The 17,746-nt window shown below is 43.2% G+C and carries 11 protein-coding genes; 2 read left to right on the top strand and 9 right to left on the bottom strand.

Annotated features, from left to right (window positions below; all coding sequences use genetic code 11):
• Positions 1-561: 561 nt before the first annotated feature.
• On the bottom strand, positions 562-1,143 hold the full coding sequence (gene srtD, locus GGQ95_RS10225; RefSeq protein ID WP_044746208.1) for a class D sortase, LPxTATN-specific: 582 nt from the start codon (positions 1,141-1,143) through the stop codon (positions 562-564).
• A 176-nt stretch (positions 1,144-1,319) separates the two neighbouring features.
• On the opposite strand from srtD, the gene GGQ95_RS10220 reads away from it, so the two are divergent.
• The gene (locus GGQ95_RS10220) at positions 1,320-4,373 is read left to right on the top strand and encodes a hybrid sensor histidine kinase/response regulator (RefSeq protein WP_183186712.1); all 3,054 of its coding nucleotides are present in this window, start codon (positions 1,320-1,322) and stop codon (positions 4,371-4,373) included.
• Positions 4,374-4,509: 136 nt separating this feature from the next.
• Here GGQ95_RS10220 and GGQ95_RS10215 read toward each other — a convergent pair whose 3' ends face one another.
• Both GGQ95_RS10215 and GGQ95_RS10210 read right to left on the bottom strand, forming a co-directional pair.
• Positions 4,510-5,700, bottom strand: a complete 1,191-nt coding sequence (locus GGQ95_RS10215; RefSeq protein WP_082063832.1) for a response regulator — start codon at positions 5,698-5,700, stop codon at positions 4,510-4,512.
• Positions 5,701-5,795: 95 nt separating this feature from the next.
• A complete protein-coding gene (locus GGQ95_RS10210) occupies positions 5,796-11,012 on the bottom strand; it encodes a SpaA isopeptide-forming pilin-related protein (protein WP_183186711.1) in 5,217 nt (1,738 codons plus the stop codon).
• Positions 11,013-11,738: 726 nt separating this feature from the next.
• On the opposite strand from GGQ95_RS10210, the gene GGQ95_RS10205 reads away from it, so the two are divergent.
• On the top strand, positions 11,739-12,017 hold the full coding sequence (locus GGQ95_RS10205; protein WP_183186710.1) for a hypothetical protein: 279 nt from the start codon (positions 11,739-11,741) through the stop codon (positions 12,015-12,017).
• Positions 12,018-12,183: 166 nt separating this feature from the next.
• Here GGQ95_RS10205 and rlmD read toward each other — a convergent pair whose 3' ends face one another.
• The 6 genes from rlmD to GGQ95_RS10175 all read right to left on the bottom strand — a co-directional run bounded on the left by rlmD (position 12,184) and on the right by GGQ95_RS10175 (position 17,643).
• Complete coding sequence (gene rlmD, locus GGQ95_RS10200; RefSeq protein ID WP_183186709.1) at positions 12,184-13,563, bottom strand: 23S rRNA (uracil(1939)-C(5))-methyltransferase RlmD; 1,380 nt, start codon at positions 13,561-13,563, stop codon at positions 12,184-12,186.
• 84 nt (positions 13,564-13,647) lie between these two features.
• Complete coding sequence (locus GGQ95_RS10195; RefSeq protein ID WP_183186708.1) at positions 13,648-14,574, bottom strand: diacylglycerol kinase; 927 nt, start codon at positions 14,572-14,574, stop codon at positions 13,648-13,650.
• A 140-nt stretch (positions 14,575-14,714) separates the two neighbouring features.
• Complete coding sequence (locus tag GGQ95_RS10190) at positions 14,715-15,626, bottom strand: hypothetical protein (protein ID WP_066151090.1); 912 nt, start codon at positions 15,624-15,626, stop codon at positions 14,715-14,717.
• A gap of 3 nt (positions 15,627-15,629) precedes the next feature.
• Positions 15,630-16,688, bottom strand: a complete 1,059-nt coding sequence (locus GGQ95_RS10185) for a hypothetical protein (RefSeq protein WP_183186707.1) — start codon at positions 16,686-16,688, stop codon at positions 15,630-15,632.
• A complete protein-coding gene (locus GGQ95_RS10180; protein WP_080859846.1) occupies positions 16,685-17,125 on the bottom strand; it encodes an anti-sigma factor in 441 nt (146 codons plus the stop codon). Before GGQ95_RS10180 ends, GGQ95_RS10185 begins: the two co-directional genes overlap by 4 nt.
• On the bottom strand, positions 17,122-17,643 hold the full coding sequence (locus GGQ95_RS10175) for an RNA polymerase sigma factor (protein WP_231734688.1): 522 nt from the start codon (positions 17,641-17,643) through the stop codon (positions 17,122-17,124). The genes GGQ95_RS10180 and GGQ95_RS10175 overlap by 4 nt, the downstream gene beginning before the upstream one ends.
• Between the last annotated feature and the right edge of the window lie 103 nt (positions 17,644-17,746).

Raw genomic sequence — 17,746 nt, 5'->3', positions numbered from 1 at the left:
TCGACCACCAACGGAAGAGGTTGGAGTAGCATGGCACTTCCCTCATTGATAGACTTATTCCTTTTTAAAAAGCTTTTTTCCATCCAATCCCCGAATGTTTGTTCTTAATGAGATTATACTATAAATTTGGAAAGGTTTCAAATATCAACAATATTTTTTAACAGAGCCTTTTATAAAAAAACAGAAAATACACCAGCCATTTCTTTAAGTCATTTTCATATTTCTAGCGATACTTAAAAGAAAGGATATTTTTAAGGTTGTTGAAACCAACTATAGAAGATGAATGAATACCAACATGTTAGAAAGATGAGCCATATAGCAGCCAACGAAAACTCATGGGGTCAAAAGATCGGCTGAATTATTTACCATTATTCCCCTTTTTAAAGTGGATGTTTCTGATCATTTAAGAAATGATCCAATTTTCATACAAATAATCAGAACCCCCTTAGTTCCAAAACCAAGTTAATCTCACCTTTATACCCATAGCATGATTGTCTCCAAACTCAGATATATTTTGTTAATCATTTTTCATTGATTGGTTCTTTATATTTATTCGTTCTTTCAGTCCACAGGGTACGCATAAATAACGTATCGCTCTGGGGCCGGTCCAACGTAGTGAAACGGATAACATGTTGATAATGTCAAAACCTCTTCCCCTTTAGGGCCTATGACGGAAGTGTCATGTGCTTCAACAATTTCCGCTTTCTTCATTTCGTATTCAAATGTGCCATAAGGCATTTTTACGACAAACCGATCGCCCACTTCCAAATCGCCAAACTTTCGAAACACCGTGTCCCTGTGTCCAGATAAAAGAATTTGTTCATGATCGCCAGGAAAGGCAGTAGAGACGTGATGTCCCACCCCTTTACGCAACATTTCTTCCTCTGTTCCTTCGACAATGGGCAATGTCCCATCAATTTTTGGAATGTATAAGATCCCTATCACATCATGACCCTTCGGTGAAAATTGTTCTCTAGAAACTCGGAAATCTTTCCCTCCTTCTCCCTTCTTTTCATCCACAATCTGTTCTGCTGTTTGTAACGCCTGCTGAGTCGCTTCTTTCGTTTCTAAAATCTGTTGCATAGAAACGAAGATGATGGACAACCCAATCACAATAAAAATAGCAGCCAATCGTTTTCTCATTTGAACTCTCTCCTTGAACAAGAATAAATGCGTTAAAACTCCCCCTCCCCATATAGTTGGGATTTCCACTTAGAAAACTTCCGATACAGGTGTTTTTTAATGTTGAACATATTATAATTGAATTAAAAATAGAACATGTAACTAAAACGACATGTCGTAAGGAGATAGGATATAGATTGTCCAAACGAAAAATCGCTTTCATATTGTCCGTTTTTCTTCTTATCATAATCATGATTCGTTTTCTTTGGATGAGCGCATTCACCATTCCCGATCATCCGACTGCGGAACGTGGGGTGTTAGATTTGCGCGGCTGGGAACCACTCAAGGAGCATAGCTTACCTCTTGATGGAGAATGGGAATTTTTCCCTAACCAATGGTTGATCACAAAACAAGGGAAATCTGTTGTCTCTAGCAAAGAGGTGCAATGGATACGTGTTCCCGGCAACTGGCGCACATCTACCGAAAATGGTCAAGTCTTCGGTTATGGCTCTTATCGTTTACGGATTCTCCTTGATCCACATCAAGAAGCCATCTATGGCATACACATTCCTAGTATCAGCAGCTCAGCAGAAGTGTATGTCAATGGCAAGCTTTTATCTCAGGCGGGAATCCCCGCCTCAGAGAAAGAGAGCTATCAGCCGCGGACCACTCCGCAAACAGTGTATTTCCCTGTGAACCATGCCACTAAAATTGAACTGATTATCCAAGTGGCCAATTACGATCATTCGTTTCGCGCTGGGATTTTGCAATCCGTACACTTAGGGTTGCTTGAACCTCTTTCACAGGAAATCCAGTTTAACACCACGGTAGCGATTATCACTTGTGTCATATACCTCTTCCATGCTTTGTATAGCTTAATCGTCTTCCTTATTGGAAACCGCAATAAAACGTTTCTTTATTTTTCATTGATGATTCTTTGCATCGTCAATGGTACATTGATAGGAAATGGATTGCTATTTCAATGGGTTCCGCTCTCATTTGAATGGAGCATCAAGATCACGTTGCTAACAATGGTGGCTGGTGGGTACACATTATTGAAATGCATTCAGCATTTCTTGCCTGATAAGTTGCAAACAAAAGTACCGCCTTTGTATTATCTTTTGTGCACCATCACTGTGCTCATGATCTTCAGCTTCCCTATATCGATTCATTTAACATGGCAGTGGTACTATATATTCATGATGCTCATTCCTTGTCTGTTAGCTCCTTTGGCTCTGTATCGAGCCACAACCCGAATCAATGATGACAACATCTTTCTGTTTTTGGCGATCATCGCTGCAGTGGGAAGTCTCATTTGGTTCGTGGTCATCTTTATCTTCAGCATTGAGATGAAATCCTATCCTTTCGATCTGATGATTGCTATGATCTGCTTTTCTACCTATTGGTTCAAACAGTATTTTCGTACATTCTCAGAGTCACAAGAGTTGACTAAGAAGCTTCAAAAAGCAGATAAACAGAAAGATGAATTTTTGACGTCTGTCGCTCACGAGATGCGCAACCCGCTCCACGGCATGATCAACATTTCCCAAGCTGTATTGGAAAACGAAAAGGCCCACCTGAGAGCGAATAGCGCGAAGCATCTTGAGCTGATGGTTAGCATTGGCCGCCATATGTCCACATTATTGGACGCGTTGCTGGATTTGGAACGGTTGAAAGAAAATCGCATCAAAATGAAGCGCCGCCTCCTCTCTCTATATGATGTGACGGAAACTGTACTAGATATGATACGCTTTCTGACAGACGAACAATCAATCCGTCTTGTCAACCGGGTTCCAGCGAATTTGCCGCCGGTTTTTGCCGATGAAAACCGAGTGATTCAAATTTTGTTCAATCTTCTGCATAATGCCGTCAAGTATGCACAAGCTGATGAAGTATCCGTCCATGCCTCTATTCAAGGGGATTGGGTCAATGTCTCTGTTGTCGATACGGGAATCGGAATTCATGAAACCCTCTTGGACACTATTTTTGAACGCTACACGCAAGGAAACGCAGAATCGGCCGCGATGGAAAACGGGGTAGGGCTTGGTCTACATATTTGTAAACAACTCGTCGAGCTTCACGGCGGCACTTTAACTGTCCATTCGACTCCAGGGCAAGGTTCGGTCTTTACGTTTTCGCTCGAGCTCGCTAACACGGAGCATCCTAAGGAAGAGAAGGTTCAGGATTCCACAAAAATTCCGGTGCTTAGCAAAACCGATACAGCGAAGCAACAGCAAGCGCTCGACAAATCGCTTCCAAACCAAGGGAGCGTTCGAATCTTGGCAGTCGATGACGATCCAATTAATTTAAGAATTCTAGAAATCATATTTTCCGAAGCGCCCTATCATGTCGTTTCCGTTACCAGCAGTCAGGAAGCATTGGCGCTGGTCGAATCAGAAGAATGGGATGTAGTGATCGCCGATGTCATGATGCCCTACATGTCTGGCTATGAATTGACGCGAATGATCCGACAGCGTGCCTCTAACTTTGAATTGCCCATTTTGCTTTTGACGGCGAGAAGCCATCCCGAGGACATTGTCGCCGGATTTTTAGCAGGAGCGAACGATTATGTGACCAAACCAATCGAAGGATTGGAATTGAAAGCGCGAGTAAACACTTTGATTCACTTGAAGCAATCGATTCATGAGCGGTTGCGGATGGAAGCCGCATTGCTTCAGGCTCAAATCCATCCTCATTTTCTATTTAATACAATTGACACCATCGCATCATTGAGCACTATCGATCATGACCGAATGATACATTTATTGGTTGAATTCGGAAATTATTTAAGAAAAAGTTTTGACTCGGAAAATTTCCAAAAACTTGTCCCTCTTGAGCATGAACTAGAGTTATTGCGATCGTATCTTTATATTCAAAAAGAACGGTTCGGCGATCGACTCACAATTGATTGGGACATTGATCAACATTTGCATGTACTGATTCCACCACTCATCATTCAACCGTTGGTGGAAAACGCCATTAGACATGGGATTCTTCAGCGTATTCACGGTGGCACTGTTCAAATCCGCATCATCGACCAAGGGAAGCATGTTGAAGTCACTATTGCTGATAATGGTGTCGGCATGACTGAAGAAGAAATACGAAAAATTCTTCACACTACTTGTCAAACAAAAGGCATCGGCATTTACAATACCAATTGGCGTCTCAAACAATTATTTGGAGAAGAGCTTCACATAAAGAGCACTCCGGGAGAAGGAACCACTATTTTCTTTAAAATACCCAAAACATAAAGCATGTGATTCGAAGCTCTTATTTTTTAAGCAGTCCCTAGATCCATGGTTCACTTTCTGGGGACTGCACCAAAATTTTACGGTAACAAGGCTATGGATGAAGCCCCTCGTCACCTAATAACGACTCTCTCTTCTATTAAAGCGGATCATTGTCCTCTTTCCAGATGTGGTACCATGTTTTGATTGTCGCCGGCGGATCCATTTCATATTCTTCTTTGAGCATCTGCTTTAAATTCATATATTGCTGAATGACCGCTTTACGGTCTCCTAATTTATTATACAACTGCATGAGCTCAAAATAGCTGTCTTCCATGAACGGATAATAGTCCTGAATCCGATGACAAAGGGCTATAGCGCCAATATAATCTTTTTTCGCCAATAAAAAGTCTGTCACCTTTCGAATGTGGTGCAGCCAGAGGGCGCGAAGTCGCTCCCGTTCGCTTTCTGCCCATAAATAGCCAGATTCGGCCAAATAATCCCCACCGTACAGATCTAAAATTTCCCGATGTTGGTCAAGAGTCGCTTCTGTCATGATAGGCTGTTCATTGATTCGTCGCTCCCATTCGTCCACATCCAATCGAATTCCATTTAAATCCAATTTATAACTATGGTTAAAACTAACAATGGTGATATGAATCCCCGCTTTTTTTAATGCTTGACGAATCTGATAGACGGTTGAGTATAGCTGAGTGACGCTTTTCTCATAATCGATATCCGGCCACAACTGATCTATAATCGCTGCTTTATGGACAGGATTGTGACGATGATGGATGAGAAACGAAAATAACTCTTTGGCTTTGGTTGTCCGCCAATGCACATCCAAAAAGTAGGAAGGTTTATGCGTCTGTTTAAATCGTAATGATTGAAAACAGCACACCATGACATCCTGATTTGGGGAATGGAAGGGCTGTTTTACTACCAGCTCCTTTTTTAGACGGCGTATCGTCTCGTTCAATCTCTCCCGTTGCACCGGTTTTACTAAATAATCGACTGCATTTAATTCAAAAGCCTCTACCGCATACTCCCGATAGGCGGTTACAAAAACGACTTTCGTGCGAGGCAAAACCGTTTGAATTTTTTCTGCCATTTCTATGCCATTGAGCTCTGGCATTTCTACATCAAGGAAAACAACATCTGGCTGCTTCTGTACAATCGCTTCAAAGGCTTGGCGAGGATCACTAAACTTCCCTACAAGTTGAATTCCTTCATTCCCTGTGATTAGTTTGGCAAAGCGATCAAGAATTAATGGTTCATCATCGACCAAAATAACGCGCATGTCATCCTCTTCCTTTCCAACGCGGATGGTCCGTTGTCTAAACGAAGTCATCGCTTAATTTCCTTGCCATAAACCGATATGATAGTGGTATTTTTTATAAAGAGGCTGCCACACGAGTTGATCTTTGGCAGCCTCTCTTTATAAACTTATCTCTGTTTTCCTTTTTTCTTCATGAGCAGCAAGAGCCCTGCAAGAAGCAGGATCGCTCCTATGAACAGACCATTAAACATGGAAGTGGCTGTGTTTGGCAAGGTCTCTCCCGCTTTTATTCCTTCAGCGTGGTTCGAACCGTAGGAAGCTTGATGATCTTGAGGGTCCACGGGCGGGCCAAGATTCCCTGGTCGATCTATTTTTTCTCCTGTGAGCTCTTGTTTTTCATTTGTCACAATAACCTGTACCACTTTATCCGGGCTGAGCGGAATCGTAAATGATACTGGTGTTGTGCGTAGCTGGTAACCTTTAGGAGCCTTGGTTTCAACGAATTGATACACACCTGGCTTTAAATCGTTCACCAACAGTTTTCCTTCCCTGTTCGTGGTCAATCCTTTTTGCAAGATGTTCCCTTTGTCATCACGAAGATCAAACACGGCGCCAGCTAAAGTGTACCCGTGATTCTGTTGATCCACTTTGGTCAACTGGACGGCCCCTGAAATCAATTCATTTTGCGCCACGATGGACAATGTGATCGTTTGACCTTTTTCAATGGTAAACATAATGGGGGTACTGTCCAATTGATAATGTTTAGGAGCTTTCGTTTCAATGAATTGATATCGTCCCGGTTTTAAATCATGGACAACCAATTTTCCTTCGTCGTTGGTGGTTAACCCTTTCAATAATACGTCACCCGATGCACTTTCTAAACGATACTCTGCTCCCTTCAGTCTTTTTTCGTTGTTTTCCTTGTCTACTTTCATGAGCTCCACGGATCCTGTGCTCACTCTGTTTTCCATTTGTTTCACAATTGTTTCCACTTGCCCTTTTTCAATAGTGAAAGAAATCGGTGTTTGATCTATATCATACCCAAAAGGAGCTTTCGTTTCCACAAATTGATAATTACCTGGCTTTAAGCCCGTCACTGTTAATGTTCCTTCATGATCGGTCACCAGCCCTGTTCGCAAGGTGTTGCCTTTATCATCCTGAAGCTCAAACACCGCACCGGCTAATCTCAGCTGGCGGTTATCGCGGTCTACTTTGATGAGCTGCACAGATCCCGTCATCAGTTCATTTTCTGCACTGACTTCCACAATAGTAGAATCGCCCTGATGAATGGTGAAAGGAATCGGTGTCGGATTCAATTGATAACCAAAAGGGGCTTCCGTTTCTATAAATTGGTATGATCCCGGCGCCAATCCAGTCACTAGCAGTTTTCCAGCATGGTTGGTAGTCAATCCTTTTTGTATCGTGTTGCCCTTGCTGTCCTGCAAGTCAAACACCGCACCTGGCAAAGGAGCTCTCTTATTATCTAGATCGACTTTGGTTAATTCTACCTGGCCATTGATGATTCCGCCCTGATCAGGTACTCTCACATTGTAGGCGGTGACTTTAACTGCTTCGGTTTGTTGATCCACGATAGTAAATGGAATCGGTTCGCTTTGTTTTCGATATCCATAGGGAGCGCTAATTTCAATAAATTGATATTCCCCAGGTTCAAGCTGATCTTGATAGATAATCCCTTGCCCATCGGTTGTAAAACGAGCGATAGCTTCATAAGCTTCACCATTTTTTTTCTGCAGTTCAAACACGGCGCCGCCCAATCTTTTTTCTGAATCTTTATCCACTTTTGTCAGCTCTACCGCTCGCATCATTTTTTTGTTTTCGACGACTACTGGTGTTAATTCACTATTTACATTCACCGTTCGCTGATCGGCAATACCGACAAAATATCCTTCCGGCGCTTTTGTTTCCTTCAGAATATAATCGCCATAAAGCAAGTTGCTAAATTGAACCTTGCCGTCTTCGCCAGTCGTAGCAGTTTTTAAGGCGATTTGGCCGCTTTGGTCAAATAAGGTGAATTCCGCTCCTTCTAGCGGCTCTTTGCTATCGGCATCAATTTTGGAAATCTCAAGGCCGCCAATTTCTCCATCAATGCCTCCGCCCATGCCAGAGAGATTAATAGCGACGCGTCGTGAATGATCTGTCGGCACACTTTTCGTTTCATTCCCATTAAAATGCGCGTCATTGCTAATATTTCCATCGCCCTTATACAAAATATACGTATCGTATTCGAGAATATACGGGCGTTCAATCTTATTCAAGAATTTCAAGGTGAATGTTTCCGTATCATCCTCATTGATTTGGAAATTAAGTGAATAATCGACACCTTCGGTTAACGCCTCGCCTTTTACAATGTTGTTTTCTGTCACAATGGTTTCGTAAAGGGTAAAGGTATCTTTGAGAAACGCTTGGTTTTTACTCGGCGTATCGACTAAAGATACATTGGATACGGTCGATTGCGCAAAATTGATATCGACTTTCCAATGGGCGATTCGCGGATTATTTTGATCTTGATTAACATCTTTTTTTGTGTATTCTCCGCCGCGAGTCGGTTTGACCGACGCGGTTAATTCGAGATCGTCCTTTCCCTCGCTTTTAACAATGGCTTTGTTCTGGTATTCAGCGAAAACCAATTGGTTGTTGAGATTCGTTTGAAAGGTGATAAGATACGGCGAATCGATGTCTCCCAGTTTCACCTGGAATCCTGGTTCGCCATTTGGGCCATCAATCTCAACAACTTCGTATTCATCTGAATCAAGCTCGGCTCCCTTTTTGTAACCATTGGCTCCGCCCGTTAATTCCATATGGAAAACGTGCACAGACGCTAAATCGAAATTTTGATCCCCTTGAATGATATCTTCCACTACGACATCTTTTAATGTGGCTTTGTTGTAGTTAACCCCTATCGTCCAATCGATCGCTTTCGTTTCAAGGTTGTATGAACCGGATTTAAATCCGTTGTTTTTTGTATAGTTATCCGGATTGAAAACAGCTTCTGCTTCTTTTTCTCCCGATCCATTGTTACCGTCTGTGTCCCAAGTCAATTGGGCGCTGTTTGTGAAGCTTCCATTTGCTTCTGGCTGCACGTGATCGAAATCAATTTCCGTTTTGTACGTGATCACGACTCTTTGATCGATCGGCTGCAAAAAGTCAATCGTTAACTTCCCATCTTCAAACTTCCACTCGTAATCTTCTTCCGCTTGCAACGATTGCCCGCCATGTGTCACCACAAGATCTTTCGGGGTAAATCCGGCCGGCAATGTATCCACTACCTGCACATTTTCCATGTGATATTCGTCGCCATTGATCGTGATCGTCCAACCTGTTTCTTTCCCATCATAATTGGTTTGGCCGCCATTATGAGATTTGTGGAAAATTTGTTGGGAAATTGGACGAGAAGCCGTCTTTTCATGATCAAATTCGTCTCGCACCGTATTGGTCAGTGTAAGTCCTTGTTCAACACGTTCCGAAGCTTTTGTTTTGTACGTAATTTTATAGGCTTTATGAAGCGCTTTTCCAAAATCAAGGACAAATCCGTCTGGATTAGAAGTAACCGAAAAATCGTCAATTTTTCTTTGTTCTCCTTCCTTTTCCTTTCCTGTATCTGGGTCAATGTCGACTTCAAAAACTTCAATCCCGTCTTTGGCTTCTGTTTCGTAAACTAGCTCATGGCCTTCTCCAAAAATATCGGTTAACTTCGCTTGGTTGGCCGCGATTTCTTTTTCATCGTAATTGTATTTAATTTCCCAAGTGACCGTTTGCGTTCTTGAATCGTAGCCGGATGCTCTTTTATCCAACGGTTGGCCGCGCGTCACGCCAACGCTTGCTTCTGAAGAGACGCCTTCCATGCCATCGCCGGACAAGGTCACTTTATTTTTATAAGAAGTTCCTGTATCCCCCGGTTCGATTTTCGTTTGATAGACGATCCGATAGGCGGAATCAATCGTTCCTAACTCCAATGGAAATTGCGATCCAAATCCATGATTGGTCAGCTCTTCCGTCTTGCTTTCATCGATGCTTCCATCTGTCCGCATCGCCAATTTGTAAACTTTTATCGAACCTGGGACAAGAGCATGATTTCCTTCTGTTTCATCTTGAACCATCGCATTTTTAATGGTTTGTAAATTTTTATTGAGATCGACTGTCCAAGTAATTGTTTCCGTATTATAACTTTTATTCGGAACGCCGCTTTTATGAATCGCTTCTGCATTCCTAGGAATCAAGGTGACCGGATAATCGATGGAATCCCCTTCTGAAATTGGAAACGAAATCACCTGTTCCGCTTCCCCGCTATAATGTGAATCAAACTCCGACCATAAATCGATAAAACCGCTAATGTTTGAATTTTCTGAAATATTTTCGTTAAAGGTGATCACAATTTCCCCTTGGTTATTGATCACAAAGCTGGCATACTCGACTCCTTGCGGCGTCCGTAACGGGTTAGGTTCGGGATTTGGCGGCACATTAAACACATCGGGAACTTGGATGGTGAATGTGGAGCCCGCGCCATAGTCGTGGTTGTTCGGCAATGCGAATGAGTAGTGAATTCTCACTTTAAACTGGTCGTACGGATTGTCTACTCGAATTTCTTCACCCGGCGCTAATAGGCGCTCCGCTTCATCTTCATTCCGTTGATACAATTTCACGTCGGTAATAATGTTTTCCGTTATCGCTTCTGAAGAAGATGCCGACGATTTTTCCGCCTGATTTTCAGTGGTTTCTGCCTCCTTCTCTCTGCCATCATCACCGGATAGATTCACCGCCGGTGTCTCATTCAAGTCCTCTTCCGATTCCATGGCTTTTTTTTCTCCATCCAGTTCTTGCTCCTTATCCATCTCTTGAAGAGGGACTGGAATGATGACTTGGCGGTCGTCAAGCGCAAAAGAAACCGGAATGTTTTTTTGATCGCCAACGGCATCCTGTTTCAGTACGGATTGTATAGTCAATGTTCCTTGAGCCTCTTCAATATGCTGGGCTTCGTTAAAAGTGATAATGACTGTACCATCCATGGTTGCATGGAAGGTGCCAACGGTCACATTGTCGTTAGAAACAAGCGAGCCGGTTTGTTCCTGCTGAATTTTGAGTTCTTTGGGCAAACCAAACGATTGTTGTTCTCCGTCTTTGAACTCCGCCCCGGATAACTTCCAATGATAACGGAGCTGTAACGACTCATCCACTGCGACACGGCGATCCGGATATCGTGTTGAATCAATCTCCTTTCCTTCTTGGTTGAACATCTTCACATCAAAAAGTACCAATTTTTCTTTTCCTTTGTCTTCAGCAACAACAGGCAGCCCTAAATGACTAAAAAAACTTGTTAAAAAAAAGACAAGCGTTAAAACAGCAATACTTACTTTTCTTTTCCTCATTCTCGCCTCTTCATCCTTTCTATACTTTACTGCATTTGTTTGAGTGGCGGGACTCCTCCCGCCTTCCCAGCTAATGGACCATTCCCGCCTCTCAACACAATATTCGCCCCATTGCCACAGGTCGAATATTTACAGTGTAACTGGATATTCTATACAATTTCTGAACATAAAAAATAATCATTCATCTTTTATTTTCCCAGCAAAAACAAAAAGTCGCCTATGCGCGGCAAACACATACTTCCAATCAAAATCGTTTCATCAGCAAATTGATAATATTTTACAACTGCCCATTTTTTAGAAATCCCATCACTTCCATTTTTGAGCATCCTTCTTTTTTTCATTATGGAGCGGCTATCAAAGATCCTATAACCGCTGTTTGCAGCATAACCACGATCATGATGCTTGCTTTGACACGAGTTGGCCACAAATTAAGAACCCATTCGAATTCGAACGGGTTCCGCAGTTTTAAGGATATATCAAGTTTTTATAATTGCTATGAGTAAAGGTACCCCTATTGTTCTTAAAGGTATTTGAGATAACCTCCATTACTTTCGAACAGGTTCAAACGTAACTAGTTGAAATTTTTTAAAGGGCGTTTTAGCTGAGTAAGTTATTTCAAAAAAATTAATGCTTTCTTGAATTCTTCAAGTCTAAGTCTATATCAACTTAACCACAAGCCGAAAAACATTTATTCACTAACACCTGTATATTACGCAGATTGCGAACATGGTATGGATTACAAAACCAACAGCAAGGGAGACATTTGGGGAAATGACAATCAACATGGAACGAAAGCATGTAGCCAGACATTTAGTAAAGGAAGCTGACTTACAATATGCAATCTTACATGATCTCAAAACACTTGCATCCTCACTGAGCAATGTTTCTCCCATACATTCTAGAAAAGAAAAAATGAGAATCAGAAAAGCAAATGAAATTCCTACGGAAAAAAATCGAATGATCGCAATCAAAAAAGAAGAAAACTCTGAACTTATTAGTGGATGAGATCATTTCAAAAGAAGAATATGGAGAATTCATTAATGGACATGAATAAAAAAATCGATGATTTATCGCTTCGAGAATTGAGACAGTCACTTGAGGCAATTGATCGTATTGAAATAAAAGCAGATTGGAGTTCGAGAATCTTTTACAGATTCTCGAACCAATCTGCTTATTCTTCAACTCTCTTTATCAACGCACAGCACTCCACATGATTCGTATGCGGGAACATGTCGACAGGCTGGATTTCGAGTGTTTGGTAGCCGCCATCTTCGAGAATGCGCAAATCGCGCGCTAATGTTGCCGGGTTGCAGGAAACGTAGACGACTCGCTTCGGCTTCATGGCGATGATCGTTTGTAAAAGGGCTTCATCGCATCCTTTGCGCGGCGGATCGACAACGACGCAATCGGCTTGTACGCCTTGTTCATACCAGTGCGGAATGACCGTTTCTGCTTCTCCGACAGCAAACTCTGCATTGGTGATGCCATTGAGCTTAGCGTTCCGTTTCGCGTCTTCAATCGCCTCTGGCACAATTTCGACTCCATACACTTTTTTCGCCTTTTTGGCCAAGAAAAGCGAGATGGTGCCAATGCCGCAATAAGCATCGATCACCGTTTCCTCTCCCGTTAATTGCGCGTACTCGAGCGCCTTTTCGTACAACACCCTCGTTTGTTCCGGGTTCACCTGATAGAAGGAGCGTGCGGAAATGGCAAATTGAATGCCGGCAATATCATCATAAATATATTCTGCTCCCCACAATACGTTCGTTTCATCCCCCATAATCACATTGGTGCGTTTTGGATTGATGTTTTGGATGATAGATTTCACGTTCGGCACCTGTTCCGCAATGGCTTGTACGATTTTCTTTTTATGGGGCAGCTCCTTCGTACGCGTAATGAGGACCACCATGACCTCCTTCGTTGCCGCTCCATAACGCGCCATAATATGGCGAAGCGTCCCGCGATGCGTAGCTTCATCATACGGCTCAACTCCATAAGCCTCACAGATGTTTTTGACCGTCTGCACCACCACATCGTTCATTTCCTGCTGGATTAGACATGCTTGCATATCAATAATGTCGTGGGTACGCTGCTGATAAAAGCCAGCGACAAGCCCGCCAGCGCGCTCGCCAACCGGGACTTGAGCTTTGTTGCGATAGCGCCATGGGTCCTTCATCCCCAGTACAGGATGAATGGTCACATTCGTGATTTTTCCGATGCGCGTCATCACTTCTTGAACATGCTTATGCTTAGCTTTTAACTGCCCTTCATAGCTTAAATGCTGAAGTTGGCAGCCGCCACATTGTTTATAAACCGCACAGGGAGCGTCGATGCGGTCCGGGCTCGGCTGATATAGCTCGACTAAACGGCCATAGCCATAGCCTTTTTTCACTTTAATGACTTTAATTTTTGCCCGTTCTTCCGGCAGCCCGTTCGCCACAAAAATCGGGAAGCCGTCGACTTTCGCAACTCCCGCGCCATCATGTGTTAAATCTTCAAACACAACGTCATAATACTCGTTTTTTTTCACTGGTGCTTCTATCTTTGCCATCGTTCCTACTTCCTTTACATGAGCATGCTGCACTGATTGTATCATACGATCTAGCTGAACACAAAAAGAGAACAGGATTTCCGCTCAAAATCCTGCTCTCATTTGCTCTGCTTTTTCCTTGGGGACAAATACCTCCAAGTGGCGGTACAAGTTGACAAATTCTCCTGGAAGCATGCCGCCGTATTCACCGTCTAAATTCAGCTGCATATGATTCGGGGTGGTCACCTTAATCCGGTTTGCCTTTGTATAAATTAAATGCGGATCGTTAATATGCTCTCCTCTTGAAGCCAGTGTAACCACACGAATAAATTCGGCAAGGTTCGTTTTCTTTAAAATAATTAAATCGAACATGCCATCATTTAACGATGAATCAGGAGCAAGCTTTTCAAATCCGCCGACGGAGTTCGTCAAGGAAACGAGAAACAGCATGATTTCCCCTTCATATACTTTGCCATCATACTCAATTCTCGCTTCAGCTGCGCGAATGGACGGCAGCATTTCGATCCCTTTTAAATAATAGGCGAGCTGGCCCAGCATTGTTTTCAGCTTGCTCGGCACTTCATACGTCAATTCGGTTAAGCGTCCTCCTCCGGCAATATTAATAAAGTAGCGCATTTTTTCTTCAATGATGACTGAGCCAATGTCAATCGGCACGGCTTCGCCATTGATAATGACATCACAGGCTCCTTCAATGGAGCGAGGAACGCCAATCGCACGGGCAAAATCGTTCGTTGTTCCAACCGGAATGATGCCAAGCTGAGGACGGTAGTCTTGATTGGCAATCCCATTGACGACTTCATGAATCGTTCCATCTCCTCCGGCGGCGATGACAAGATCAAAGCGGCGCTCGACGGCTTGTTTTGCCGCTTCTGTGGCATCGCCAGCGCCGGTTGTCGCATGACAGGACGTTTCATATCCGGCTTCCTCTAAACGAATTAAAACATCGGGCAGATGCTTTCTGAACAATTCACGGCCTGAGGTAGGATTATAAATGATTCTTGCTCGTTTCATATCCCATCATCCTAGTTCATGTTTTAGTCGATTCCACTATTTAACATAATAGCGGAAGAAACAAATAGATGCAATTTTTCCGCTTGTCTATTTTGATGTATTCCTTCGGCGCAACATTATATCAGAAAGCAGGCATCTGCTCAATGAATGACCTGTACAGAAGCCTGTTCAATATCAAACAGCTGCAAGCGATGCTCTCCCTTTCCCACTTGCACGCTTCCTTTGGTGGGCTGTTCAGGTGTTTCTTGTTGAGAAGCTTCAATGTCTTTTTTCCAAGCCACATTGCCATCCTTTAAGCTCCCATGAATGGCTGCCGTCACTAACAGATTGGCGCTACTCTCCACCTCAACGGCCACACTGCTTGCGTTTGAAACCGTCCAATCAGCGACAAGCTGACGCGGAGCCACGCGCATTTCGTTGTGAGTGCCGCGCACTTCAAGAGGGATATGGGCCGGTACAACGACAGTTGGCGATAATTCTCCTCCTGTATAAAACCATCCCCTCTGTTTCGACAAGCTTTTGATGATCACATACATCGTGTCCCCCGTTAACTGGATCGCAACATAATCCGCTGGTTTTTTCACATCATGAGACGAAGCGGATTGATAGGTGCCAAAAATATGAACGCTCTTGTCGTTGCTCCCTTCGACCACAACAGGGTCGGTGCCTGTTTGCAGAACAATCCGCTTAATGTCCGGCGCCACCTGATGGCGGGCATCTGGCAGCTGAAAGACGCGCATTTTGCCGCTGGCCGCCGCGCGGATTTCCCCCAATAGACCTGTTGAAGAAAGCAGAAAAAGGGCAATGGCGAAGAAGCCAAGCAGGCCGATAAATACAATACTGAAAAGATCATATTTAACAAATGTATTCTCTCGTTTTGTAAAATAAAGATAGATCAGAATTTCCAGGCCGAGCAATATGAGCAGAAATGGCCACCAACCCATAAAAATATCAGTCGCCTCCACTCGCTTCCATTGCGCAAAAAACAACGCAAAGCCCAGCAAAATAAGCGAGGCCCCCATCGATACCGTTCCAACACGCCACGTTCTCATGTTCTATCCTCTCCCTCCTTTTTGTTTGCTTCCTAACAGAAGTTTGATTCCTCCAGCGATCAACAGCAGGCAAACAACCGTCGTTTGAAAGAACTGATGATATAAAGGGTAAATATCGACATGGAAAAGCGCTGAAAGGCGCGATGCAAAGGCTGGGAGAAAAATGCTGTCCAACAAATAATAGAGACCTAATAACACTAAGCCGATCCCCAACCATTTTTGATGGTGAACAAAATAAGAAACAATCGGTTCATCCTTTAATTCCTTTTCACCATAGCTTGACGCTTTTTGCAGCGCATCGAAAAAACTATAAAACCAAATAATTGGAATAAGGAAGAAGAAAGCGGATAACCTTAATACATCCATCACATAAATGGTTAACAAAAAAGCGGCCATTAATTGCAGTCCCCTCTTTTGTAGCCCTAAATACATATGCCCTGCTCCGGGAAACATGGACAGCAGCATGGCGATGGTTTTGCTTTTTCTTCCATCCTGACGAAGGTTCTCTAATTCCTCGAAAATGGCGCGATCAGCCAGCGGTTCGCCTCTTTGCTTGCGATTAAGCTGCTGAACCGTATCAAACATGCTGTAAATCCAAATGATTGGCAAAATACCTAAAAAGATTAAAAAGCTCCCTTGGTTTGTTAGCACGGCGACAAAGAAAATCATCATCATGAGTCCAAAAAAGCTGACCAATAGTGTCAATCCGCGATTCATAAGCCCCAATTGCAAGTGGCCAAGCCCTGGAACGAATGATAATAAGATCGTATAAAATTTCTCACTGTCCTGATTGCCTCCTTCTTGAGCAGCCATATGCACCGGCTGTCTTTGCATCAAAATGCGAATGATGTCAAGCATGCTGATTAGCCAGATCATGAATGAAAGCAGCACGAGCAAAAGCGGCTCTCTCTGACCTGTTAAAACGAAAAGTCCCGCTCCTAGTACAATTGGAGCGAAAAAACTTAAACTATAAAAGACCCCTCTTCCTTTTTTATTTAAATACAAATGGCCTGCGCCTGGAATGAACGATAAAAAGAATGCGACAAGTGGATGTTTTTTCATCGGCGATGCGGTTCCTCCTTTTGATTCAATTGGATACAATCAAGCAGCGAGATGGTTTTGTTCATCAGCTGCTCTGCATAGGACGGCCGTTTTTCTGATATGCTTGCGCCTACGGCAGCGTTGGCAATCGATTGAAAAATCCCTGAAGACAAAAGCGTAATCGTAATCGCAGCAGCAATACCGTAATGAAGCAGCTTTTGCCCCACTTTTTCCTGCTGCTGGTGCGGCTCCTGTCGAACTTGTGCGATAATCTCATCAGCCGAAATAGAGAATGTAGAAGGAGAAGGCAAAGAAGCTGCATGTTCTTCCATCAGCTCCATATAGATCTCTAAACACCGATCACATGTATACAAATGATCCTCCATTTCGATTCTTTTCGCTTCGGTCAGTTGATCGCTTATAAACTGCTGCCATTCCTCTTTTGAATAGTGACTCATTGAAAATCGCCCTCCTTCCAATGCTTTCGGAGCCAATTGCGCGCTCGATACAGCTTGGTTTCCACCGTTTTGACGGCTATATTTTGCTCTTTGGCAATTTGCTGATATGATTTTTCTTCAATATAATAAGCATAAATAATTTCTCGATAGCTAGGCGGGATCTCCTCCAGCCTTCGCCGCACTTGTTCTTTTTCCGCTTTTTTGATGACGAGCTGCTCTACATTTTCAGCAGCTTCTGGTTCCGTTGCTTCGAGCGCTTCTTCTCGCTTTCGTTCCCTTTTACGCTTCACATCAATGGCATAATTAACAGCAATGCGCGTAATCCAGGCTTTAAAACCTTGTGATTGGTATTGGGAGAGGGAAAGGAAAATTCGAACCAATACTTCTTGTGTCGCATCTTCTGCATCTTTTTCATGCCGGATAATCGAATATACCGTTTTATATAAATAGTCACGGTATTTCTCGATTAGCATGCGCAAGGCGTGCTCGTCGCCGTTTTGAACTTTGTCTATTAGCACATCGTCTTGAATTCCACTCTCCCCCTTTCGATCCTTCTTCACTTATATAGACGAAATGGCTTGGCGCTTCCCCTACACTTTTTTTGTTTTTTATTTTTACCCC

Origin of the sequence: Anoxybacteroides rupiense, assembly GCF_014196195.1 — a bacterium.
Classification (GTDB): domain Bacteria; phylum Bacillota; class Bacilli; order Bacillales; family Anoxybacillaceae; genus Anoxybacteroides; species Anoxybacteroides rupiense.
The sequence above is the reverse complement of the archived record's forward strand: the minus strand, read 5'-3'. Positions and strand labels throughout refer to the sequence as shown.